The sequence below is a fragment of the Pseudonocardia benzenivorans CB1190 genome, from assembly GCF_000196675.2.
In the GTDB taxonomy this organism is placed as follows: Bacteria; Actinomycetota; Actinomycetes; order Mycobacteriales; family Pseudonocardiaceae; genus Pseudonocardia; species Pseudonocardia benzenivorans.
The window spans coordinates 1131701-1154914 of the sequence record NC_015312.1 but is presented as its reverse complement, the minus strand read 5'-3'; the positions used below and the strand labels follow the sequence as shown (position 1 = coordinate 1154914).

17 protein-coding genes are annotated in these 23214 nt (G+C 75.1%); 3 read left to right on the top strand and 14 right to left on the bottom strand.

Going from position 1 to position 23214, the window contains the following annotated elements; translation table 11 throughout:
* Window positions 1–23 precede the first annotated feature (23 nt).
* The 11 genes from PSED_RS05580 to PSED_RS05530 all read right to left on the bottom strand — a co-directional run bounded on the left by PSED_RS05580 (window position 24) and on the right by PSED_RS05530 (window position 16177).
* Window positions 24–695, bottom strand: a complete 672-nt coding sequence (locus tag PSED_RS05580) for a sirohydrochlorin chelatase (protein ID WP_013673284.1) — start codon at window positions 693–695, stop codon at window positions 24–26.
* A complete protein-coding gene (locus PSED_RS05575; protein ID WP_013673283.1) occupies window positions 692–1882 on the bottom strand; it encodes a uroporphyrinogen-III synthase in 1191 nt (396 codons plus the stop codon). The genes PSED_RS05580 and PSED_RS05575 overlap by 4 nt, the downstream gene beginning before the upstream one ends.
* On the bottom strand, window positions 1879–2262 hold the full coding sequence (nirD, locus tag PSED_RS05570; RefSeq protein ID WP_013673282.1) for a nitrite reductase small subunit NirD: 384 nt from the start codon (window positions 2260–2262) through the stop codon (window positions 1879–1881). Before nirD ends, PSED_RS05575 begins: the two co-directional genes overlap by 4 nt.
* Entirely contained in the window at window positions 2259–4796 is a 2538-nt protein-coding gene (gene nirB / locus PSED_RS05565) for a nitrite reductase large subunit NirB (protein WP_013673281.1), read from the bottom strand. The genes nirD and nirB overlap by 4 nt, the downstream gene beginning before the upstream one ends.
* Window positions 4793–6346: an FAD-dependent oxidoreductase gene (locus PSED_RS05560; protein WP_013673280.1), complete on the bottom strand. Its 1554-nt coding sequence runs from the start codon at window positions 6344–6346 to the stop codon at window positions 4793–4795. Before PSED_RS05560 ends, nirB begins: the two co-directional genes overlap by 4 nt.
* Complete coding sequence (locus tag PSED_RS05555; protein ID WP_041759300.1) at window positions 6343–8394, bottom strand: molybdopterin oxidoreductase family protein; 2052 nt, start codon at window positions 8392–8394, stop codon at window positions 6343–6345. Before PSED_RS05555 ends, PSED_RS05560 begins: the two co-directional genes overlap by 4 nt.
* 71 nt (window positions 8395–8465) lie before the next feature.
* The gene (locus PSED_RS05550; protein WP_013673278.1) at window positions 8466–9848 is read right to left on the bottom strand and encodes a nitrate/nitrite transporter; all 1383 of its coding nucleotides are present in this window, start codon (window positions 9846–9848) and stop codon (window positions 8466–8468) included.
* A gap of 128 nt (window positions 9849–9976) precedes the next feature.
* Window positions 9977–10816 carry a TIGR02569 family protein gene (locus PSED_RS05545; RefSeq protein WP_233899310.1) on the bottom strand — a complete coding sequence of 280 codons (840 nt, stop codon included), beginning with the start codon at window positions 10814–10816 and terminating at the stop codon, window positions 9977–9979.
* A gap of 70 nt (window positions 10817–10886) precedes the next feature.
* Window positions 10887–12149 carry a hypothetical protein gene (locus PSED_RS05540; RefSeq protein ID WP_013673276.1) on the bottom strand — a complete coding sequence of 421 codons (1263 nt, stop codon included), beginning with the start codon at window positions 12147–12149 and terminating at the stop codon, window positions 10887–10889.
* Window positions 12150–13880: 1731 nt separating this feature from the next.
* The gene (gene moeZ / locus PSED_RS05535; RefSeq protein WP_013673274.1) at window positions 13881–15053 is read right to left on the bottom strand and encodes an adenylyltransferase/sulfurtransferase MoeZ; all 1173 of its coding nucleotides are present in this window, start codon (window positions 15051–15053) and stop codon (window positions 13881–13883) included.
* A gap of 65 nt (window positions 15054–15118) precedes the next feature.
* Window positions 15119–16177 (bottom strand): alpha/beta fold hydrolase, encoded by a 1059-nt coding sequence (locus PSED_RS05530; protein WP_049803314.1) that lies wholly within the window; start codon window positions 16175–16177, stop codon window positions 15119–15121.
* A gap of 197 nt (window positions 16178–16374) precedes the next feature.
* On the opposite strand from PSED_RS05530, the gene PSED_RS05525 reads away from it, so the two are divergent.
* From PSED_RS05525 to PSED_RS05515, 3 genes are all read left to right on the top strand, one after another.
* Window positions 16375–17355, top strand: coding sequence for a DUF8832 domain-containing protein (locus PSED_RS05525; protein ID WP_013673272.1), 981 nt, complete (start codon window positions 16375–16377; stop codon window positions 17353–17355).
* A complete protein-coding gene (locus PSED_RS05520) occupies window positions 17355–19682 on the top strand; it encodes a heavy metal translocating P-type ATPase (RefSeq protein WP_013673271.1) in 2328 nt (775 codons plus the stop codon). The genes PSED_RS05525 and PSED_RS05520 overlap by 1 nt, the downstream gene beginning before the upstream one ends.
* Before the next feature lie 83 nt (window positions 19683–19765).
* Window positions 19766–20383 carry a TetR/AcrR family transcriptional regulator gene (locus PSED_RS05515; RefSeq protein ID WP_013673270.1) on the top strand — a complete coding sequence of 206 codons (618 nt, stop codon included), beginning with the start codon at window positions 19766–19768 and terminating at the stop codon, window positions 20381–20383.
* Between the two features lie 39 nt (window positions 20384–20422).
* Here PSED_RS05515 and PSED_RS05510 read toward each other — a convergent pair whose 3' ends face one another.
* From PSED_RS05510 to PSED_RS05500, 3 genes are read right to left on the bottom strand one after another with little or no spacing between them, the layout of a single operon-like run.
* Window positions 20423–21325, bottom strand: coding sequence for an alpha/beta fold hydrolase (locus PSED_RS05510; RefSeq protein WP_013673269.1), 903 nt, complete (start codon window positions 21323–21325; stop codon window positions 20423–20425).
* Window positions 21322–22221 (bottom strand): AurF N-oxygenase family protein, encoded by a 900-nt coding sequence (locus PSED_RS05505; protein WP_013673268.1) that lies wholly within the window; start codon window positions 22219–22221, stop codon window positions 21322–21324. Before PSED_RS05505 ends, PSED_RS05510 begins: the two co-directional genes overlap by 4 nt.
* A complete protein-coding gene (locus tag PSED_RS05500) occupies window positions 22218–23123 on the bottom strand; it encodes an SDR family NAD(P)-dependent oxidoreductase (RefSeq protein ID WP_013673267.1) in 906 nt (301 codons plus the stop codon). Before PSED_RS05500 ends, PSED_RS05505 begins: the two co-directional genes overlap by 4 nt.
* Between the last annotated feature and the right edge of the window lie 91 nt (window positions 23124–23214).

The window sequence follows — 23214 nt, the reverse complement described above, 5'->3', positions numbered from 1 at the left end:
GCCCCGCACTCGTGAGCAGGCTCCTACGCGGCCGGCTGGGCGAGGGCCCTCTCGTAGCGCGCCAGGATCGCGTCGACGACGCCGGGATGCGTGCCCAGGGGAACGCTGACGACGTCGGCACCGCAGGCGGCGACGCGGTCGGCGAACACGCCCGGCGCCAGCAGCCAGGTCGCGACGGCGACCCGTTCCTCCCCCGCCGCCCGTAGCCCCGCGACCAGGGCGTCGACACGCGGCGCCGCGGAGGCGGCGAACCCGACGCGGACCCGGCGTCCGATCGCGACCTGCAGCTGACGGGCGGCCTGCCGCACCTGGCCGAGCGCGACCGCGTCGGCCGATCCCGCGGCGGCCAGCACGACGGCGTCGCCGTGGCGCCATCCCGCCTCCCGCAGCCGGTCGAGCGCCGCCGACGCCAGCAGCGGGTCCGGGCCGATCGCGCGCGTCACCGGGAACGCGCCGGCGCCGGCGGCGGCGAGCTGCGCGGGCAGGTCGCGGCGGACGTGGTGACCAGCCGCGAGGAACGCGGGCACGACGACGGCGTGCGGCAGGTCGGCGACGGTCTCGGCGACGGTCGGACCGCGGACGTCGGCATAGGCGAGGCGCACGTCGAGCCCGGAGCGCGCGGCCACCGCGGACGCGAGGGAGCCGGCCACGTCCCCGGACCGGCTGCCGTGCGCCACGAGGAGAAGGGGGGTCACCGCAGGCCTCCGGCGCCGCAGTGGCCACCGAGCGGGACGGGACCGGCGGCGGGGTCGAGTGCGAGCCGGTACCCCCGTTTGACGACGGTCTGCACCAGTTTCGGCTCCCCCACCGCAGACCGCAGCCGGGCGACGGCGGTCTCGACGGCGTGCTCGTCGTCGCCGCCGCCGGGCAGGGCGCGCAGCAGCTCCGCGCGCGCGACGACCCGCCCCGGACGGCGGGCCAGGACCCGCAGCAGCGCCATCCCGGTCGGCGGCACGGGACGCAGGGCACCGTCGACGAGCACGGCGTGCCCACGCAGCTCCAGGACGTGCCCGGCGACGGGCAGCCAGCGTGCCCGCGCGGGCGCGACGACCTCCAGCTCGCGGACCATCGCGCCGAGCCGGGAGCGGTGCGGCTGGGCGGTCGGGACGTCGACGTCCTGCAGCGGCGCGGCCGTCACCGGACCGACGCACATCGCGAGGACCGGCCCGCGCAGCGCGGCGAGCAGCGCGTCGCGCAGGCCGCGCTTGCCGGCCCTGGCGAGCAGGCTGGCCGCGGCGGGCGCGCTGGTGAACGTCAGGACGTCGACGCCGCCGGTGAGAACGGCGTCGGTCAGCCGGTCGAGCGGGCCGACGTCGGCGGGCGGCAGCCACCGGTACACGGGCACCTGGACGACCTCGGCGCCTGCCATCGCGAGCGCCTCGACCATGTCCGGCAACGGTTCCCCGTGCAGCTGTACGGCGATCCGCTGTCCGTCCACACCGGACGCGAGCAGGTGGTCGAGCACCTCGGCGGAGGACTCCGACTCCGGCGACCACGCGTCGACCAGCCCCGACGCCCGGATCGCCCCGCGCGCCTTGGGCCCCCGGGCGAGCACGGTTCCCTTGCCCAGCACCGTGATCAGGTCGTCGCCCAGGCCCCAGCCCTCGGCAGCCTCGATCCAGCCGCGGAACCCGATCCCCGTCGTGGCGACGGTGACGTCGGGCGGCCGCGCGATGAGGGCGCGGGTGCTCTCGAGCAGCTGCGCGTCGTCGGCGAGCGGGACGATCCGCAGCGCCGGCCCGTGCTGCACGACGGCGCCGCGGCGCTCCAGCATCGTCGCGAGCTCGTCGGCCCGGCGGGCCGCGGTGACCCCGACGGTGAAGCCCGCCAGCGGCGGCACCGGCGCGGCCTCGCGTCCCTGTCCGGCGACCGCCACGATCATCGCCCGGCCCACGGAGCCGTGCCCGGGCGGTCGACCGTGTCCTCGACCGCGACCTCCACGGTGCCGTGGCGGAGACGGACGTCGTAGACGTCCACCCGGACCGTGTCGTCGTCCAGGCATCTGCCGTCGACCAGGGAGAACACCTGCTTGTAGACGGGCGAGGCCACCGTCGGGACCCCGCCGCGGTCACCGACGATGCCGCGTGAGAGCACCGCGGCGCCGGAGAACGGGTCGATGTTGCCGATGGCGTGCACCGTCCCGTCGTGGGTGCGGAACAGCGCGACCTGTCGCCCGCCGAGCAGCGCGGCCACCCCGCGCTCGGGCTCCAGCTGGTCCACACGGCACACGGCCGTCCACACCGTGAGTACGGCTGCGGTCACGACCCCACCTCCGGGATTCCGATCAACACGGGCGTGCGGGGCGCCGGCACGGGCTGGCCGCGCTCGGTCACGAACGAGATCGTCGGGTCCGGCGTGTCCGGCGCGTTGACGAAGGACACGAAGCGCGCCAGCTTGTCCTCGTCGGCGAGCACCCCGGCCCACTCGTCGGCGTACGACGCGACGTGTGCCGCCATCGCCGCCTCCAGGTCGGCACAGATGCCGAGGGAGTCGTCGACGATCACCGCGCGCAGGTGGTCGAGTCCCCCGTCCATCGCCTCGATCCAGGATGCGGTGCGCTGCAGCCGGTCCGCGGTACGGACGTAGAACATCAGGAACCTGTCGACGAGCCGGACCAGCGTGTCGGTGTCCACATCGGACACCAGCAGGTCGGCATGCCGGGGCGTGAAGCCGCCGTTGCCGCCGACGTAGAGGTTCCACCCGGTCTCGGTCGCGATGATGCCGAAGTCCTTCGACCGGGCCTCCGCGCACTCGCGTGCGCACCCCGACACCCCGGACTTGATCTTGTGCGGGCTGCGCAGCCCGCGGTAGCGCAGCTCCAGCGCGACGGCCAGCCCCACCGAGTCCTGCTGCCCGTAGCGGCACCACGTGCTGCCGACGCACGACTTCACCGTGCGCAGCGCCTTGCCGTAGGCGTGCCCGGACTCGAACCCGGCGTCGACCAGCCGTCGCCAGATCGCCGGGAGCTGCTCGACGCGGGCGCCGAACAGGTCGATCCGCTGGCCGCCGGTGATCTTGGTGTACAGCCCGAAGTCGCGGGCGACCTCGCCGATCGCGATCAGGCCGTCCGGCGTGATCTCCCCGCCGGGCACGCGCGGCACGACACTGTAGGTCCCGTCGCGCTGCATGTTCGCGAGGAACCGGTCGTTCGTGTCCTGCAATGACGCCTGCTCGCCCGCCAGGATGTGACCCCCGGTCCCCTTGATGCCGCCGAGCGAGGCGAGGATCGAGGCGACGACCGGCTTGCACACGTCGCAGCCACGCCCGGTGCCGTGGGTCTCGATGAGCTCGCTGAACGTCGCGATGCCCGCGCCCGCGACGATCTCGAACAGCTCCGCGCGGGAGAACGCGAAGTGCTCGCACAGCGCCGTGGAGACCTCGACGCCCTCCTGCACCAGGATCGTCTTGAGCAACGGGACGCACGAGCCGCAGCTCGTCCCGGCCCGCGTGCAGGCCTTCAGCGCGGGAACGTCGTGTGCCCCTTCGGCGATCGCCTCGCGGAGCGCACCTTTCGTGACCGCGTTGCACGAACACACCTGGGCGCTGTCGGGCAGCGCGTCGGCCCCCAGCTCGACCCCGTCCGGCGCGATCAACGCGACCGGGTCGGCGGGCAGCGCCGACCCGACGAGCGGGCGCAGCGCGGCGTACCGACTCGCGTCACCCACCAGGACCCCGCCCAGCAGCGTCGACGCGTCGTCGGAGACGACCAGCTTGGCGTACGTGCCCGCGACCGGGTCGTTGATCACGACGGGCAGCGCGCCCTCGGTCGTCGCGTGTGCGTCGCCGAAGCTGGCGACGTCCACGCCCAGCAGCTTGAGCTGCGTCGACATGTCGAGCTCGGCGCTGCTCATCCGGGCGTCGCCGCCGAGCAGCCGGTCGGCGACGACCTCGGCCATCGCGTAGCCGGGCGCGACGAGGCCGTAGGTGCGGCCCTCCAGCGCCGCGCACTCGCCGACGGCCCAGACGTGCTCGTCGGCCGTGCGGCAGCGGTCGTCGACCAGCACCCCGCCCCGCTCCCCGACGCCCAGCCCGGCCGCGCGGGCCAGCCCGTCCGCGGCGCGGATGCCTGCGGAGAACACGACGAGGTCGGCGTCCAGCTCGATGCCGTCCGACAGCTGGGCGACCAGCCGCCCCCGGTCGGCGACGATTCCCGCCACCGAGACCCCGCAGCGCACCGCGATGTCCTGGCGCTCGACGAGCGTGCGCAACAGCGCCCCGCCGCCCTCGTCGACCTGTACCGGCATCAGCCGCGGCGCGATCTCGACGACCTGCGGCGACAACCCGAGCAGGCGCATCGCCCGCGCCGCCTCCAGCCCCAGCAACCCACCGCCGACGACGACCGCCGACCGCCTGCCGGGCCCCGGGCGCTCCATGGCCGCCTCGGCCGCGGCCGTGATCGCGTCGAGGTCGTCGAGGGTGCGGTAGACGAAGCAGCCGGGCAGGTCGCGGCCCGGGACGGGGGGCACGAACGGCACCGAACCCGTCGCCAGGACCAGCGCGTCGTAGCCGATCAGCTCACCGGAACCGGTGCGCACCTGCCTGGCCTCGCGGTCGATCGCGACGACGGGGGTGCCGCGCCGGACGTCGACGCGCGGGTCGTCGTGGTCGTCCAGCGCGAGATCGTCCTCGGTGCGTCCATCCACATAGGACGAAAGGGCGACCCGGTCGTAGGCCGGCCGGTCCTCCTCGCCCAGCACCGTGACGTGCCAGGTTCCTGCGGTGTCGCGGTCGCGCAACGCGGAGACCAGCCGGTGCCCGACCATCCCGTGCCCGACGACGACCAGCTCCCGGGTCATGCCGCCCCCTCCCTGTCGTAGTCGTGCGCGGGCTCGTCGTCCTGCGTGGTGGGGCCGTCCCGTCCTGCAGGAACGGCACTTTCCTGCAACTGGGCTGCGGGAAAGTGCCGTTCCTGCAGCTGGGGCGGCGCCGGATCGGCGGGCGCGTCCGTCGCGGCCAGCCACCCGCAGATGCCCTCGACGGTCGCGGCGCAGCTGCCGCAACCGGTGCCGGCGCGGGTGGCGGTGCGCAGGGCGCCGAGGTCGGTGGCCCCGGAGCGCCAGGCGGTGACGAGCGCCCCCTTGGTGACGGTGTTGCACCGGCACACCACCGCAGCCGCGGGCAGCCGCCCGGGGTCGGCCGTGGGCGTCGCCTCGCCCGGCAGGGCCCGCCCGAGCAGCAGCGCGAGCCGGTCCGACGGTGCGGGCGACCCGGTGTCGTGCAGCTGGATCACCGACGCCGCGGCGTCCGGGAAGCCGATCATGATCCCGCCGACGACGCGGTCGTCGCGCAGCGCCAGCTTCGCGTACCGGCCGCGCCGGGAGTCGGTGAGCCGCAACAGCTCCGTGGCGTCGTCGTCCTCGGCGTGGACGTCGCCGACGGCGGTCAGGTCCACCCCGCGGGCCTTGAGCCGGGTGACGGCCCGGGTGCCGCGGTAGCGCGCGGCCGGGTCGGCGCCGGTGAGCAGGTCGGCCAGCACCGCCGCCTGCTCCCAGCCCGGCTGGACCAGCCCGGGTGGGGCTCCGTCGTGCTGGGCGCAGTCGCCGATGGCGTGGACGTCCGGCAGCGAGGCGGCGAGCCGGTCGTCGACGACGATGCCGCGGTCGACCCGTGCGCCCGCGTCGGCGGCCAGCCCGGTCTCCGCCCGCACACCGGCGGCGACGACCAGCCCGTCCACGGCGAGCAGCGAGCCGTCGTCGCAGGTCAGACCCACACCCGGCGCCCAGGAGACTGCACCGACGCCGACCAGCAGCCGGACCCCGAGCCGGTCGACGACGTCGGCCAGCACCGCGCCGGCGCCCGCGTCGAGCTGACGTTCCATCAGGTGCCCCGCCGGGTGGACGACGGTGACCTCGACGCCCCGCGCGGCGAGCCCGCGGGCGGCCTCCAGACCGAGCAGCCCGCCGCCGAGGACGGCCAGCCGCGCACCGGGACGGGCCATGTCGAGGATGGCGAGGCAGTCGTCGAGGTCGCGGAACGGTACGACGCCCGGTCCCGGCAGGCCCGGCACCGGCGGCAGCCAGGCCCGGCTGCCGGTGGCGAGCACGAGGTCGTCGTAGCGCAGTAGCGCGCCGTCGGAGCAGGTCACCGTGCGTGCCACCGGGTCGATCGACGTGGCCGCGACGCCCGAGCGCACGTCGATGCCGTGGTCGGCGGCCCAGCCGGTGGGCTGCAACGCGATCGCCGACGGGGCGACCCCGCCGGCGAGGACCGTCGAGAGCAGCACCCGGTTGTAGGCGGGATGCGACTCCGCGCCGACGACGGTCAGCCGGGCGCCCCCGCGGCGGCGCACCTCGTCGGCGAACCGGGCGCCGACCATCCCGTTGCCCACCACCACGATCCGCCTCATGCCGACACCGCCTCGCCGCTCACGGGGAGCAGCCGGACCGCGGCGACCTTGAACTCCGGCATCCGGCTGACCGGGTCGAGCACGGGGTTGGTGAGCAGGTTCGCGGCCTGGCCGTCGCCGAAGTGGAAGGGCAGGAACACCGTGTCCGGCCGGACCGACAGGACGCACCGGACGCGGGCGAGCACGCGCCCGCGGCGTGACTCGACCCGTGCCCAGGCACCGTCGACGAGCCCGGCGCGGGCGGCGGTGTCCGGGTGGACCTCGACGAACACGTCGGGCACCACCGCGGCGAGCTCCTCGACCCGCCGCGTCTGCGCCCCGGACTGGTAGTGCACCAGCACCCGGCCGGTGGTGGCGCGCAACGGATACGGGTCGTCGGGCAGCTCCGCGGCCGGCACGTGGTCGACGGGCACGAGCCGCGCCCGACCGTCGGGATGGGCGAAGCGGTCGAGGAACAGCCGCGGGGTGCCGGGGTGGCCGGGCTCCGGGCACGGCCAGTGCAGGGCCTCGCCCGCGTCCAGCCGGTCCCAGGTGATGCCCGAGTAGTCGGCGGGGCCGCCCGCCGACGCCGCGCGCAGCTCGTCGAAGACCGCGCGCGGCGTCGTGGGGAAGCCACCGAACCCCAGTGCGGCGGCCAGTCCGGTGATGACGTCGAGGTCGGTGCGGACGCCGGGCGGCGGGTCGAGCGCCCGCCGGCGACGCAGCACCCGTCCCTCGAGGTTGGTGAGCGTGCCCTCCTCCTCGGCCCACTGGGCGACGGGGAGCACGACGTCGGCCCGCCGGGCGGTCTCGCCGGGCAGGAAGTCCGCGACGACGAGGAGGTCCAGCGCGTCGAGCTTGGCGGCGACGCGCGCGGCGTCCGGCGCGGACACCCGCAGGTTCGACCCGAACACCAGCAGCGCACGCGGCCCGCCGGGGGTGCCGATCGCGTCGATCAGCTCGACGGCACTGCGCCCGGGCCCGGGCAGCGAGTCCGCATCGACACCCCACACCGCCGCGACGTGGGCGCGGGCGGCGGGATCGTCGATGCGCCGGTAGCCGGGCAGCTGGTCGGCCTTCTGCCCGTGCTCACGGCCACCCTGTCCGTTCCCCTGCCCGGTGATCGTGCCGAAGCCCGATCCCGGGGTGCCGGGCAGTCCCAGTGCGAGCGAGAGGTTGATCCACGCCGTCACCGTGTCGACGCCGTGCGCGTGCTGCTCGGCCCCGCGCGCGGTGAGCACGTAGCGGCGCGCGGAGCCGGCCAGCCACGACACGACCGTCCGCATGTCCGTGGCCGCGACCCCACACGCCCGCTCGGCCCGTTCGGGCCACCACTGTGCGGCGAGCCGCCAGGCGTCGTCGAACCCGCTGGTCCGCTGCTCGACGAAGGCGCGGTCGACCAGCCCCTCGGTGACCGCGGCGTGCAGCAGGCCCAGCGCGAGCACCAGGTCGGTGCCCGGCACCGGCTGCAGGTGCAACCCGCCCGCCGCGACCGCGCGCTCGGCCGTCGGCGTCCGCCGGGGGTCGACGACGACCAGCCGGGCCCCGGTCAGGTGCCCCATCAGCGGCGGCATCGTCTCGGCGACGTTCGCGCCCGCCAGTACGACGACCTCCGCGTCGTCGAGGTCGGTCACCGGGAACGGCAGCCCGCGGTCGATCCCGAACGCCCGGTTACCGGCCGCGGCGGCCGAGGACATGCAGAACCGGCCGTTGTAGTCGATCTGCGAGGTCCCCAGCGCGACGCGGGCGAAGCGCCCCAGCAGGTACGCCTTCTCGTTGGTCAGCCCGCCGCCGCCGAAGACCGCGACGGAGTCCGGTCCGTACGCCGCCTGCAGGTCCCGGATCCGGTCCGCCACGTGCCCGATCGCGGAGTCCCACGACGCGGGCACACCGTCGACGAGCGGCGTGGTCAGCCGGTCGGGGTGCGACAGCAGCGACCCGGCGGTCCAGCCCTTCTGGCACAGCCCGCCCCGGTTGGTGGGGAACTCCCGCGGCGCGACCGTGCCCGCGCCGCCGACCGTCATCCCGCACTGCAGCGCGCAGTACGGGCAGTGCGTGTCGGCGGGCATGCGGGCCATCGTCGGACGGCCACGTACCGGACGTGGTTCGACGACGTTTCCAGCAGGTGACACCGACGACCTCACACCGGCACCGGCGCACCGACGGCAGCGCGCGCCGGCGAGCGCAGGTAGACCGCGACCGTCACGACGGTGCACACCAGGTAGAAGGCGAAGAACACCCAGAACGCCGGGACGCCCGACTTGGCCGCGGCGAACGACTGGCGGAACGCCAGGTTGATCAGCAGCCCGCCGAGCGCGCCGACCGCCGAGATGAGACCGATCGCCGCACCCGAGACGCGCCGCGCCGCCAGCAGGGCCTCCTCGCGCGACGAGGCACCGGAGGCGATGCGCGCCAACGCCTTCCGCCGGAAGATCGCGGGGATCATCTTGTACGTCGAGCCGTTGCCGACGCCGGAGAACACGAAGAGCGCGATGAACCCGGCGACGAACAGCGGCAGCGACTTCATGCCCGACGCCACGATGCACACGACCGTCGCGGCGGCCATCGCCACGAAGTTCACCGTCGTGACGCGGGCGCCGCCGAAGCGGTCGGCCAGCCAGCCGCCCAGCGGACGGATGAACGAGCCCAGCAGCGGGCCGATGAACGTCAGCGCCGCCGCCTGGAGCGGGGTGCGGCCGAACTGCGTCTGCAGGACCAGCCCGAACGCGAAGCTGTAGCCGATGAACGAGCCGAAGGTGCCGATGTAGAGGAACGACATGATCGTGGTGTCCCGGTCGGCGACGGCGAGCCGGAACGCGCCGGTGTCGTTGCGGACGCTGGAGATGTTGTCCATGAACAGCGCCGCGCACACCGCGCAGATCACGATCAGCGGGATGTAGACGGCCAGCAGCAGCTTCGGGTGCCCGGCGCCCGCGGTCGCGATCACCAGCAGCGCGACCAGCTGGATGACGGCGACGCCCAGGTTGCCGCCCCCGGCGTTGAGGCCCAGCGCGGTGCCCTTGCGGCCCTCCGGGAAGAACGTGTTGATGTTCGTCATCGACGACGCGAAGTTCCCGCCGCCGAACCCGGCCAGCGCCGCCATCAGCACGAACACCGCGTACGGCGTGCCGGGCTGCAGGACGAACGCCGCCGCGACCGTGGGGACCAGGAGCAGCAGGCCCGACACGATCGTCCAGTTGCGGCCGCCGAACCGGGCCACCGCGAACGTGTACGGCACCCGCAGGACCGCACCGACCAGCGTCGCGGTCGCGCCGAGGAAGAACTTGCCGGCCGCGTCGACGCCGTACTCCGGGCCCATGAACAGCACGAACACCGACCACAGGGTCCACACCGAGAACCCGACGTGCTCGACGAAGATCGACGCCCACAGGTTGCGGTTCGCCACCGCGCGGCCGGTCCGCTCCCAGAAGCCCGCGTCCTCCGGCTCCCAGTCCTCGATCCACCGTCCGCCGAGTCGTGCCCGGCCCGTCCGCTGCTCGTCCGTGACATCCGTGAGGGTCACGTGTGGCCTCCCGCCGCTCGCCGATCGAATCGGTGGCGACGCTAGGAAGCGCGGATTACCTCGCCGTGGCCGTGCGTGTCATCGACGCAACGGGGTCCTCACATGGCCGGACGGTAGGTGTGAGGGGCTCAGAGCCGGGCGCTGATCAGGCCGGCGGCCCGCTCCAGGCCGGCGAGCGACTCGACGCTGCCCTCCGGGTGCTGGGCGTGCAGCGCCAGCCGGTACAGCAGGGCGCGCAGCAACGCCTGCGGCCACTCCGCCAGGTGCGCCCAGCGTTCGAGGATGCCCGCATCGGCGCCGCCCCAGGCCAGCGCGTCGACGACGATGACCGCCGCCGCCCACTCCGCGGGCCGCCAGAACGGGACGAGATCGAGGACGGCCGGGCTGCCGTCGGCGTCGAACAGGACCGCGCCGAACAGCTCGCCGTGCACGACCTGCGGCGTCAGCTTGATCGGTCGCCGATGCGCGCCCAGCTCGGTGAACAGGTCACCGCCCGTGGCGCCGTCGAGGGTCAGCCTGCGCTCGCCGAAGGCCGCCGACACCGAGCGGGACAGCACGTCGTCGCGGTCGTCGAGCAGCCGCGGGCGCAGCACGGTCGCCGTCGCCGCGTGCAGGCGCATCGCGGCGGCGACGACGTCGTCGTAACGCGGTTCGGCGCTGCCCGGCAGGAACCGGCACGCCGCCCACCCGGCCACGACCCAACGCCCGTCCGACGACCGCAGCGGCCGTGCCAGCCGCACCCCCTCGACCTCGAGGTTCTCCAGCACCCCTGCCGACCAGGCGGCGACGGCGTTGTCCGACACCGGCCGGATCAGCGCGTCGCCGCACTGCCAGGCACGCTGGCCCGCCCACGCGACCGGGCGTGGCGGGGCGTCGGCCACACCGAACGCCGTACGGACGTGCTGGGGCAGGGCTTCGCCGGCTCCGGGTCGCGCCGGATCAGCGGCGGCTGCGTGAGCTGCGGTCACAGCACGCACGCTACCTGCGACGGTGCCCGGGGTGGTGCCGCCACGCGGGCGTGCCGGGACCCGATCGGCGTCAGCCGACCGGCTGTTCGTCGTCCCCGGAGCCGTCGGCGGACCCCGACGTCTCGGGCGGCGCCTGCTCCCCCTGCTCGATCGCCCGCTTGGCCGTGGCATTCGCGGCCTGCGCCGTTCCCGGTGACATCCACGACCAGCTCGGCGCCATGGTGTCGACGAACCCGGCGTTCCCGGACGGTGCCGCGGACCCGGACGCCCCGGCCGTCCGGGGCGCCGGTGCCGGCTCGGCGGCGCGCGGGGCGGGCTCGGCCGCCTGCGGTGCCGTCTCGGCGGCCTGCGGGGGCGTGGCGGCGGCCTGCGGGGCGTCGGCGGGCGGCGGCTCCGCGGCCCGGACCTCGGCCGGCGGGGCCTGCGGCTGGTCGGCGGACGCGGCACGGAACGACGGCGCACGGTTCGGGGGCGGGTCGTCCGACGACGCCCGGCCCGGCGCGGGCACCGACTCGGCGTGGGCCACCGGCTCGACGACGCGTTCGACGGGCCCGCGCGACGAGGCGAGCGCCGAGACGTCGTCCGACGCCCGGCCGGGGTCCGGTGGCGCGCCGGTGCCGATCTCCGGCACGGGCGAGCCGTCGCGGTGCTGGCCGCGGCCGCTGACGGCGTCCGGCCGCTGGTCGGCACCGCCCGTGCGGTGCGGCGGCGGGGCCGTCGGGTCCTCTACGACGCGACGCACCTCGGCGGCTGCACGGTCGGTGAGCGCGGGGTCGTCGACGAGCGGGACCGTCGCGGCCCCTGCCACGTCGCCGGACAGGCCCTGCACCTCCGCGCGCTTGGCGTCGCGCCGACGCTCCAGCGTCCGCCGGTTCTCCTCCAGCGCGGCGACCAGCGCCGCCTGCGCCGGGGTGCGCCGCGCGGGGTCGGTCGCGATGTCGAGCTCGCGCCGGATGTAGGCCAGCTGCTGCTCGGTGCGTCGCAGATCGTCGTTGGCGCTGGTCAAGGACTTGTACGTGGCGAGCTGGGTCTGCAGCAGCGTTCGCTGTGTCTCCAGGTAGGCCTTGCGGCGGAGCAACCGGTCGAGCGCGTCGGCGCGGGTCGCGCGCAGCGAGGCGGGGACGGCGTACCACTCGGACTCGGCCTTCGCGATCACGTCGAGCTGCGAGTCGACCGACGCCAGCACGACCTGCGCCCGGTCGGCCCACTCCCGCTCGCCCGACAGCTGCGGGACGGCCAGTACCGACGGGCTGGTCGCGCCGATGTCGGGGCTCGACGCGGTCAGTCCGTAGCCCGCGACCAGGAGGCCCACCGCGCCGAGGGCGACGAGCACCCGACGGCGGCGGCCGGTCGGCGCCGATGGGGTCCGCGCCGGCCGAGGGGCGCGCGGCCGGCCGGTGACCGGTCCCTCCGGCCGCGGGCGGGGCAGCACGACGCCCCGTCGAGTGGCCTGGGAACGCGGCGCCTCGGCTACCGTCCCCGCCCTCCCGGGCGCCGTCGACGCCGGTGCAGGCGGTCCGGACGACGGCGATTCCGGCGCCGAGGACCCGACTGGTCCGCGGTCCGCGGGTTCGTCGCCGGACGCTTCGACGCCAGACGCTTCGACGGCGGACAGTCCGCCGTCGGACCGCTCGGAACGCGACGGTCCCGGAGCCGGCAACTCGGCCGGCGCTCCCCCGTCCCCACCGGACCTGTCGGGAGTCGATTCCTCGGACGGTGTACCGGGGAGAACGGCGTCGTCGTCCTGCGCCGCACGCCCCGGGCACGTGGCTGTTCCTCCGAGCACGGACGGGTCCGCGGGCGCATCGGCCCCGGCCCCGGGCGCGTCCGCCCGACCGTCGAGCACCCCGCTGCCCGACCTCTCGCGCCGCCACAGCTCGCCGCCCGGGTCCGAACCAGGGGCGGGCGCGTCGGGCGGCGGGTCGATCCTGGCCAGCCCCAACGCGACGAGTGCGGCGGCCGCGATCCCGACGGCAGAGGGTCCGGCGGCCGCAACCCCGTCCGTCGACGCGATACCTGCGACCGGCGCAGGCTCGCCGGGCGCGGCACTGCGAGGCGCTGCACTGCCAGGCGCGGCGCCGCTGGACGGAGCATCGCCAGGCGCCGCGACGCCCGCCGCCGGGCGGCCGGCGACAGCGCCCCCAGGCAGAGACACAGCTGCCGCGGCATTACCCGGCGCCACGCCCCCGGGCGCCACACCTCCAGGCGCAGAACCTGCAGGCGCCACACCCCCAGGCGCAACACCCCCAGGCGCAGGGTCGACGACCGCGGCAGTCCGGAGCACAGGAGGTGCGGGCACGGGCCGGGCCCGTTGGTCGAGGGGCAAGGCGTCGGGGTCGTCCGGCGACGCGACAACGACATCGCAGGCGTCGCGGCTCGCCGGAACCGGCGCGACCCGGACGGGGGCGGGCGGCACTCCGGCCGCACCGTCCGGCGCCGGCGCCGGGGTCGAGGTCGGCTCAGCGGCGCCGGTCGGCGGAACCAACGCGGCGTCGGCGGTCGGCGCGACCAACCCGGCACCGGCGGTCGGCGGCACCAACCCCGCGGCGCCCGTCGGCGGCACCAACCCCGCGGCGGCGAGCACCGCCCAGATCTCCGAGTCGACCGTCCGCCCGGGAGGAGGCGGCGCGGGCTGCGCCGCTGCGGCCCGGCTCTGCCGGCTCGCTTCGCGCCGGGCCTGCCGCGCGGCCGCGCGGTGCGTCGGCGAGCAGTAGAGCCGATCGGGCCGCCCGGGATTGGCGCTCGTGATCAGTATTCCGCAACCGGACAGCCCACAACGCTGCAGTCCGTCCACAACCGACACCCCCCAGGCTGCGACGGAGGACGTGTCACCCGGTCGCACAGATCGACGGCACAGCACCGTCTTGATCTTCGTGGCCGAACGGTACCGGCCGAACGGGACAGATGTCGATGCTCCGACAGGAGTGACGAACCAGGCCGCCGTGACGCTGTGTACCTGCGAGTTCGCCCGATTCGGCAGCGTGCGCACGAACGACCGCGCCGCCGGTACCCGATGCGGTACCGGCGGCGCGGCGTGCCCGATCCGATGTGGACCGGCGGGAGATCAGTAGACGGGCTGCGAGGGGTCGATCTGCTTGATCCAGGCCAGCACCCCGCCGCCGACGTGCACGGCGTCGGCGAAGCCGGCCTTGTGCAGGGCCGAGAGCGCCTCGGCCGAGCGCACGCCCGACTTGCAGTGCAGGACGATCGGCTTGTCCTGCGGAATCTCGGCGAGCGCCTCGCCCGAGAGGATGCGGTCCTTGGGGATCAGCGTCGCGCCCGGGATCCGGACGATGTCCCACTCGTTCTGCTCGCGGACGTCGATCAGCGCGAAGTCCTTGCCCGCGTCGATCATCTCCTTGAGCTCGGTCACGGTGATGGTGTGACCGGCCGCCGCCGACGCCGCCTCGTCGGTGACGACACCGCAGAACGAGTCGTAGTCGATCAGCTCGGTGATCTTCGGCGTGTTCGGGTCCTTGCGGATCTTGATGGTCCGCCAGGTGGTCTCGAGCGCGTCGTACGCGACGAGCCGGCCGAGCAGGGGCTCACCGATGCCGGTGATCAGCTTGATGGCCTCGTTGACCATGATCGAGCCGATCGACGCGCACAGCACGCCCAGCACGCCGCCCTCGGCGCACGAGGGGACCATCCCGGGGGGCGGGGGCACCGGGTAGAGGTCGCGGTAGTTCAGGCCCTTGCCGTCGGGAGCGTCCTCCCAGAACACCGAGGCCTGGCCCTCGAAACGGAAGATCGAACCCCAGACGTAGGGCTTGCCGAGGAGCACGGCCGCGTCGTTGACGAGGTAGCGCGTCGCGAAGTTGTCGGTGCCGTCGAGGATCAGGTCGTAGTCGCGGAAGATGTCGAGGACGTTGCTCGCCTCGAGCCGCGTCTGGTGCAGCCGCACCTCGACCAGCGGGTTGACCTCGCGGATCGAGTCCCGGGCGGACTCGGCCTTGGAGCGGCCCACGTCGGACTGGCCGTGGATGATCTGGCGCTGCAGGTTCGACGCGTCGACCTCGTCGAACTCGACGATCCCCAGCGTCCCGACACCCGCGGCGGCCAGGTACAGCAGTGCGGGCGAGCCGAGCCCGCCGGCGCCGATGACCAGCACCTTCGCGTTCTTCAGCCGCTTCTGCCCGGCCATCCCGACATCCGGGATGATGAGATGGCGGCTGTAGCGCTCCACCTCTTCCTTGGTCAGCTCGGCGGCCGGCTCCACGAGCGGCGGTAGCGGCATGCTTGCACTCCTCGGTATCGCGTGCGGTTCGCGCGTTCGGTGTCACGGCGGCGTGACGCCCGGTGTCACGACTCGACGTTGTCAACGCGCGTGACTGCGTCCATCTTCCCATCCCGTGACCGGTGCCCGGCCTCCACCGCGTCCCACATCCCCGCGACGGCGCAGGCCACGGCCTCGGGTGCCTCGATCTGGGCGACGTGGCCCACCCCGGGAAGCATGAGCAGCCGTCCGTCGCGCAGCGACCTGACGGTGCGCGCGGCGTGCCGGGGCGCGACCAGCCGGTCACGATCGCCCCACACGACCAGCGTCGGCGCGGTGACCGCGCGCAGTGCCGACCACAGCGACGCCGCGCCCGGGCGGAACCAGCCCGCGATCATGCCGAACGTCGCACCCGTGAACGCCTCCCCCGCCCACTCCAGTCGGCCACGCGCGACGATCTCCTCGGTGGCCTCGACCAGCCGGTGCTCGGGAGCCACCGACGGGTCCCCGAAGCAGAGCGCGACGACCTGCTCGGCCCGTTCCCGGGGGCCGACCTGGGCGAGCGCCCGCCGGGCCCGTCTGCCCAGGCCGGGGACGAGCGCCAGGACGATCCGCGGGTCGGACATCCGCCGCGGGTCCGGCCGCAGGTCCGGCACGGCGGGCGAGATGAGCGTCAGCGTCCGGACGAGGTCGGGGTGGCGGGCCGCGAGCAGCAGCGCCACGGCGCCGCCCAGCGAGTTGCCCAGCAGGTGGACCGGCCCGTCACCGGCGCCGTGCAGGAACGCCGCGAGCGCATCCGCGTTGGCCGCCGGGGTCCAGCGGCGCGGCTCGAGCGGGCGCGACAGGCCGAAGCCGGGCAGGTCGACCGCGACGCCGTGGGCCCGCGGCGCGAGCAGGCCGGCGAGGTCGGTCCAGTTCGTCGCCGACCCCGACAGCCCGTGGACGTAGACGGCGCGGGCCCCGGCCGCTCCCGGCGTCTCCCGCACGTGCAACGTCACCCCGCCCGCGGTGATCTCGCGGCCGGGCCAGGGCCGCCGCGCGAGGTCCAGCGGTGGCAGCGTCTGCCGGGGCGCGAGGACGGCGGAACGGGTGACCGGCGGGCGCACGGCCCCGTCCGACGCGGAGCCGGCGGCGGGTTCGGGCATCCGCCCAGCATCGCTCATCGCCCCGCGGCACACCACGACCGACGTCCGCGATACCCCCTGGTGGTATCGTCGGGCTCCGGTGGGCGACCGCACGGCGACGAGACCCGGGCCCCGGGCAGTCGTCCCGGGGGCGGACGCGTTGCACGGTGTGGTTGCACGGTGTGGTGGTGGCCCGGACGGCCGCCGGAGGAGGACCGATGAGGACGGGCGTCAGGCTCGGCGGGTACGTCGCCGCGCTCGCCGTGCTGTTCGCGGGAGCCTGGGGCGTCGGCTCGGCCGTGACCCCGCGCGCCGACACCGTCCCCGCGCCCGCCGCCACCGACGTCGCTGCCACCTGCGCGAAGGTCGCGGGCCGCGACCCGGCCCACGAGGCCGAGCACCGCCACGGCGGGCCCGCGGGACCGTCCTGCGCCGACGGGCCCGGGCCGACCGGTCAGGACCCGGTCGCCGCGGTGGAGTCGCTCGGTCTGTCCGCCACCCAGGCCGGGTACACGTTCTCGGTGCAGGACACCAGCTTCGCGCTGAACGAGCCCGCCGAGCTGGCGTTCACGATCAGCGGCGCCGACGGCCGGCCCGTCACCGCGTACGCCGACACGCATCACGGCGCGATGCAGGTCGTCGTCATCCGCCGCGACGCCGCCGGCTTCCAGCACCTGCAGCCCGCGCTGGGCGCCGACGGGGTCTGGCGCGCACCGTTGCGCCTGCCCGGCGGCGGGGTCTGGCGCGCCTACGCCGACTTCACCCCGGCCGGTGGCCCGCCGCTCGTCCTGGGCACCGACCTGTTCGTGCAGGGCGACTTCACGCCGTTCGTCTTCGCCGACAGCCGTACCAGCGCGGTCGACGGCTTCCAGGTCCGCGTCGACGGCAACCTCGTCCCGGGCAGGCAGTCGCAGATCTACGCGACGGTGAGCCGCGACGGGAAGCCGGTCCTCGACCTCGAGCCCTACCTCGGCGCCTTCGGCCATCTCGTCGTGCTGCGCCAGGGCGACCTGGCCTACCTGCGCGTCCAGCCGATCACCTCGACCGCACCGGCGCCGACCGACCGCGCGGGCCCCGGTACCGCGTTCACCGTCGACGTCCCGTCGCCGGGCGCGTACCGGCTGTTCGTCGAGTTCGTCGAGGGGGGCGCGACGCACGTCGCGGACTTCTCGGTCCCGACCCCGGAGGCGAGCCGCTGATGAGCACGATCACCCCCGAGTCCGCGCAGGCCGACCCCCGGACCGCCGCCGCCCCGGCCAGCATCGAGCTGGCCATCGGCGGCATGACGTGCGCCTCCTGCGCCAACCGCATCGAGCGCAAGCTCAACAAGCTCGACGGCGTCGTCGCCACGGTGAACTACGCCACCGAGAAGGCGCGCGTCTCCTACCCCGACGGGGTCGCGCCCGAGACGCTCGTCGCGACGGTCGAGGCCGCCGGCTACACCGCCACGCTGCCGCCGCCCCCGGCCGCGGAGGCGCCCGCCGACGGCACCGCCGGCGCCGGCGAGGCCGACCCGACCGCCGACCTGCGACACCGGCTGATCGTCAGCGCCGTGCTGGCCGTGCCGGTGGTCGTCGTGTCGATGGTCCCGGCGTTCCAGTTCACCTACTGGCAGTGGCTCGCGCTGACGCTGGCGGCGCCCGTCGTCGTGTGGGGCGCGTGGCCGTTCCACCGGGCGGCCTGGCTCAACCTGCGCCACGGCGCGGCGACGATGGACACGCTGGTCTCCGTCGGCACGCTGGCCGCGCTCGCCTGGTCGGTCTACGCGCTCGTGTTCGGCACCGCGGGGACGCCGGGGATGGTGCATCCCTTCACGATCACGGTCGAGCGCGGCAGCGGCGGGGGGCAGATCTACCTCGAGGTCGCCGCCGGCGTGACGGTCTTCGTGCTCGCCGGGCGCTACGCCGAGGCCCGGTCGAAGCGGGCGGCGGGTGCGGCCCTGCGCGCGCTGCTGGAGTTGGGCGCCAAGGACGTGGCGGTGCTGCGCGGCGGCCGCGAGGAACGCGTCCCGATCGCCCGGCTGGCCGTCGGCGACCGCTTCGTCGTGCGGCCGGGCGAGAAGATCGCCACGGACGGGACCGTCGAGGAGGGCACCTCGGCCGTCGACGTCTCGATGCTCACCGGCGAGCCCGTCCCGGTCGACGTCGGGCCCGGCGCCGACGTGGTCGGCGGCTGCGTCAACGCGTCCGGGCGGCTCGTCGTGCGGGCCACCCGCGTCGGTGCCGAGACCCGGCTCGCCCGGATCGCACAGCTCGTCGAGGACGCGCAGAGCGGCAAGGCCGCGGTCCAGCGGCTGGCCGACCGGGTGTCGGCGGTGTTCGTGCCGGTCGTCATCGCGGTCGCGGTCGCGACGCTCGGGTTCTGGCTCGGCGCGGGCGACGGCGCCGCCGCCGCGTTCACCGCCGCCGTCGCCGTCCTGATCATCGCCTGTCCGTGCGCGCTGGGGCTCGCGACGCCGACGGCGCTGCTCGTCGGCACCGGCCGCGGCGCCCAGCTCGGTGTGCTCATCAAGGGCCCCGAGGTGCTGGAGTCCACGCGCCGTATCGACACCGTCGTGCTCGACAAGACCGGGACCGTGACGACGGGCCGCATGGAGCTCGCCGCCGTCCACCCGGCCCGCGGTGTCGACCGTGACGAGGCGCTGCGGCTGGCCGGTGCCGTCGAGAACGGTTCCGAGCACCCGATCGCCCGCGCGGTGGCCGACGCCGCCCGGGCGGCGGGCGACCTGCCCGGCGTCTCGGAGTTCGAGAACGTCGCCGGGCTGGGCGTGCGCGGGTTGGTCTCGGAGCTGTCCGGGGAGCGGGTCGTCGCGCACGCCGTGCTCGTCGGACGTCCCGCCCTGCTGGCCGACCACGACATCACGTCGCCGCCGGAGCTCGTCGAGGCCAGGGAGGCCGCCGAGCGGGCCGGGGGAACCGCCGTCGTCGTCGCGTGGGACGGGCAGGCGCGCGCGGTCCTGACCGTCGCCGACGCGGTCAAGCCGACGAGCGCCGAGGCCGTCCGCAGGCTGCGCGCGCTCGGTCTGCGGCCCGTGCTGCTCACCGGGGACAACGGGGCCGCGGCCCGCGCGGTCGGCGAGCGCGTCGGGATCGACGCCGAGGACGTGATCGCCGACGTCCTGCCCGAGGACAAGGTCGCCGTCGTGCAGCGGCTGCAGGGCGAGGGCCGGGTGGTCGCGATGGTCGGCGACGGGATCAACGACGCGGCGGCGCTGGCCACCGCCGACCTCGGGCTGGCGATGGGCACCGGCACCGACGTCGCCATCGAGGCGAGCGACCTCACGCTCGTCCGCGGCGACCTGCTCGCCGTCGTCGACGCCGTGCGGCTGTCCCGGCGCACCCTCGCGACGATCCGCGGGAACCTCTTCTGGGCCTTCGCCTACAACGTCGCCGCCGTCCCGATCGCGGCGATCGGCCTGCTCAACCCCATGATCGCGGGCGCGGCGATGGCGTTCAGCTCGGTCTTCGTGGTGACGAACAGCTTGCGGCTCCGGGGGTTCCGCAGCGCCGTGGCCGACCGGGTCTGACCCGGATGTGACGCGGTCAGGTCGCCCGATCGGGGCTACCGACCGGTAGGCTGCGGGTCCCCACGAACGACGAGAGGCAGTCGATGACGGAGGCCCCGGTCCAGCGCGGCGCGCGGTTGTCGCGCAGTGCCCGGCGCGCGCAGCTGCTCCTCGCGGCGCGCGACGTCTTCGCCGCACAGGGTTACCACGCCGCCGCGATGGACGACATCGCCGAGCGCGCGGGCGTCAGCAAACCCGTTCTGTACCAGCACTTCCCCGGCAAGCTCGAGCTGTACCGGGCGCTGTTGACGACGTACGCGGACGAGCTCGTGGGGTCCGTGCGCGCGGCGATCGACACCACCACCGACAACCGCGAGCGGGTGCACGCCGCGGTCACCGCGTACTTCGACTTCGTCGCCGGCGAGGGTGGCGCCTACCGCCTGGTCTTCGAGTCCGACCTGCGGCGCGAGCCCGAGGCCGCCGCGGTGGTCGACGGGGCGCTCTCGCAGTGCATCGACGCCGTCGCCGCCGTGGTCACCGAGGACGCCGGGCTCGACGACGACCGGGCACGTCTGCTGGCCGTCGGGCTCGTCGGGCTGAGCCAGGTCACCGCGCAGTACTGGCTCGACTCCGAGCAGACCGTTCCCCGCGACGAGGCGATCAGCCTGATGTCGGCTCTCGCCTGGCGGGGCCTGGCGGGCTTCCCGCTGATCCACGACTGACGGTCCGCTCGGCCCGTCCCCACTGCCGAACGGGCGGGCTCAGGCGGCCGAGTGTGCGCGGCGGGTCGCGGCGTCGAGGAGGCCCGCGATCCGCTCGGCCGTCCCCGCGGCCCGCTCGACGGGCAGCATGTGCCCCGCACCGGGGAAGATCGTCAGCTCGGCGGACGGCAGCCCCTCGTGGATCCGACGGGCCGCCCGCAGCGGCGTCAGCCGGTCCAGTGCCCCGGCCAGGATCGTGGTCGGGACGGTCGCGAAGCGGGCGAGGGCGGCGTCGCGCTCGTGGGCGTCGAGCGTCGGCCGGAAGCCCGAGACGGTCGTCGGGCGGCAGTCGGCGAGGACGCGGGTGGTGAGCCGCACGGCCGCCCGGTCGGGGTGCGACCCCAGCAGCAGCCACCGGATCCCCGGAGCGAGCAGGGCCGGGACGGCACTCAGGTGCTCGCGCCGGGTCCAGCGCGACGAGCGGTACAGCCGCTGCTCGGCGGCCGTCACCCGGGCCAGCGCCTGCGGTCCCAGCCCGAAGGCGCGTTCGGTGAGGCCGCCGCTGGCCGTGGCCACCAGGGCCACCCCCGCGACGCGGTCGGCGACGAGCGACGGGTGCCGCTCGGCCAGCGCCATGATCGTCATGCCGCCCATGGAGTGCCCGGCGAGCACGAGCGGGCCCGTGGGCGCACGGTCGGCGACGACGGCGGCCATGTCGTCGGCGAGCTGGTCGATCGTCATCGTCGAGGGGTCGACGGGTGCGGACCGGCCGTGCCCGCGATGGTCGTAGCGCAGTACCCGGGCGTGCGCGTCGAGCCTGCGCGCCACGGGTTCCCACGTGCGGGAGTCGAGCGTCCAGCCGTGGGCCATGACGACGGTGACGTCGGCGTCGGCCGGGCCGGACTCCTCGATGTGCAGGGGCGTCCCGTCGGCGGCACCGACAGTGTCCGCATCCGCGGTCATACGAGGTGCGCCTTGCGCCACAACGCCTCCGAGGGGCCACCGATGAGTCCCTGCGCGCGCAGGAACGGCACGAGCTTGCGGGCCGACCAGCGCAGTGTCTCCTGGTGGTGCGGGTTCGCCAGCGCGGCCTTCCGCCCGACCTCGGGGTCGATGCCCACACAGGCGTAGACGTCGGGATGGACGAGGTTGCGGGCGACGACGAACGCGATCCGCGCCGACAGGTACCTCCCGATCTGTTTCTGCGCGGCGTTGACCCGGGGCATGATCCGGATCAGCTCCTCGCGGGCGTACCGGACGTGCCGGGCCTCCTCCGTCACGTGGATCGTGTTCACGGCCCGGGTCAGCGGCTGGACGGTCTCGTCGCGCATGGCCTCGCGCTGCAGCTGGTCGAGGATCTCCTCGACGAACAGCGTGCCCGCGAACATCGCCGGGCCGTAGCCGATCGTCTTGAACAACCGGCCGAGCTCATGGGTGACGCGCCGCGGCGCGTAGTCGGGAACACCGTAGCGCTCCGTCATGCGCGCGAACATGATCGAGTGCCGGCACTCGTCGGCGATCTCGGTGAGCGCGTACTGGATGTGGCTGCGGCGCGGGTCGCGGTCGTAGGCGTAGCGCAGCAGCATCTGCATCAGGATGATCTCGAACCACAGGCCGATGCGGGCGATGCTCGCGACCTCGTGGATCGACAGCGTGCGACGCTGCTCCTCGGTCAGGCCGGCCCACAGCTCGGTCCCGTAGAGCGAGACACGGTGCTCGGGCAGGCCCCAGGCGCCGTCGACCAGGGGTGCGTCCCAGTCGATGTCGATCGAGGGCTCGTACGAGTGGTCCAGCGACGAGCGCAGCAGCCGGTCGGCGGTGGCCTCCCGGTCCTTGACGCGCGCGGCGGGGGTCGTCATCGGGTGCTCCTCTCTCCGTCGCGGGCGGGCGCGGTGGCCGGGACCTCGCGCCCGGTCAGCCTGCGCACCAGGCCCGCGGCCAGCGGTGACGAGTCGTAGTGGCCGGACTCGGCCTGCGCGCGCAGCCTGCGGACGACACCGCTGGTCACCAGGCCGGGGACGTGCCGGCCCGCCCACAGCTCGACCTGGCCGGCGAGGGTTCCTGCGGTGTCGCGCGGCGGGCGCCGGGCGGACAGGGCGCGCAGGACGGTGCCGACGATGTCGTCGACCTCCTCGCGGCGGACCTGGCCCTCCAGCGCCAGCCCGACCTCGCGGCCCGCGTCGTGGATCGGGGTGCGCACGTAGCCCGGGTAGACGGTCGTGACGTGCAGCTCGGTGCCGTACTCGAGGCGCAGGGCGTCGGCGTAGGCGGTCATGCCGCGCTTCGCGACGCTGTAGGCGGAGACGAACGGCAGCGTGACGTAGGCCAGCTCGCTGGCGACGAACACGATGCGCCCCTTCGCCCCGCCGCGCCGCGCGCGGGAGGCCTGCAGGGCGGGCAGCGCCGCCGCCGTGACCCGCCACGCGCCGAGCAGGTTGACGTCGATGACGCGCATCGCGTCGGGGTGGAGAGGCCCGCCCGCGTCGTTCGGGATGCCGATGCCGGCGTAGTGGACGACGGCGTCGAGCCCGCCGAGGCGGTCCACCGCGGCGGCGACCGCGCGGTCGACGGCCGCGTCGTCGGTGACGTCGCAGGCCAACACGCCGTCGCCACCCTCGCGGTCCAGGCCGATGACGTGCGCGCCGAGGTCGCGCAGCCGGGCGGCGGTGGGCGCACCGAACCCGCCCGCGGCACCGGTGACCAGCACGCGGCTCGCCGCCGTCGGCCGGGACCGTTCGCGGAACAACCCGCTCCGTGACATGCCGCTCCTCTCCCTTGCCGTTACCGCCGGTAACTGTTACCACTGGTAACGTGCCGCAGCGCGAGCCTCCTGTCAACCCGGAGCCACCCCC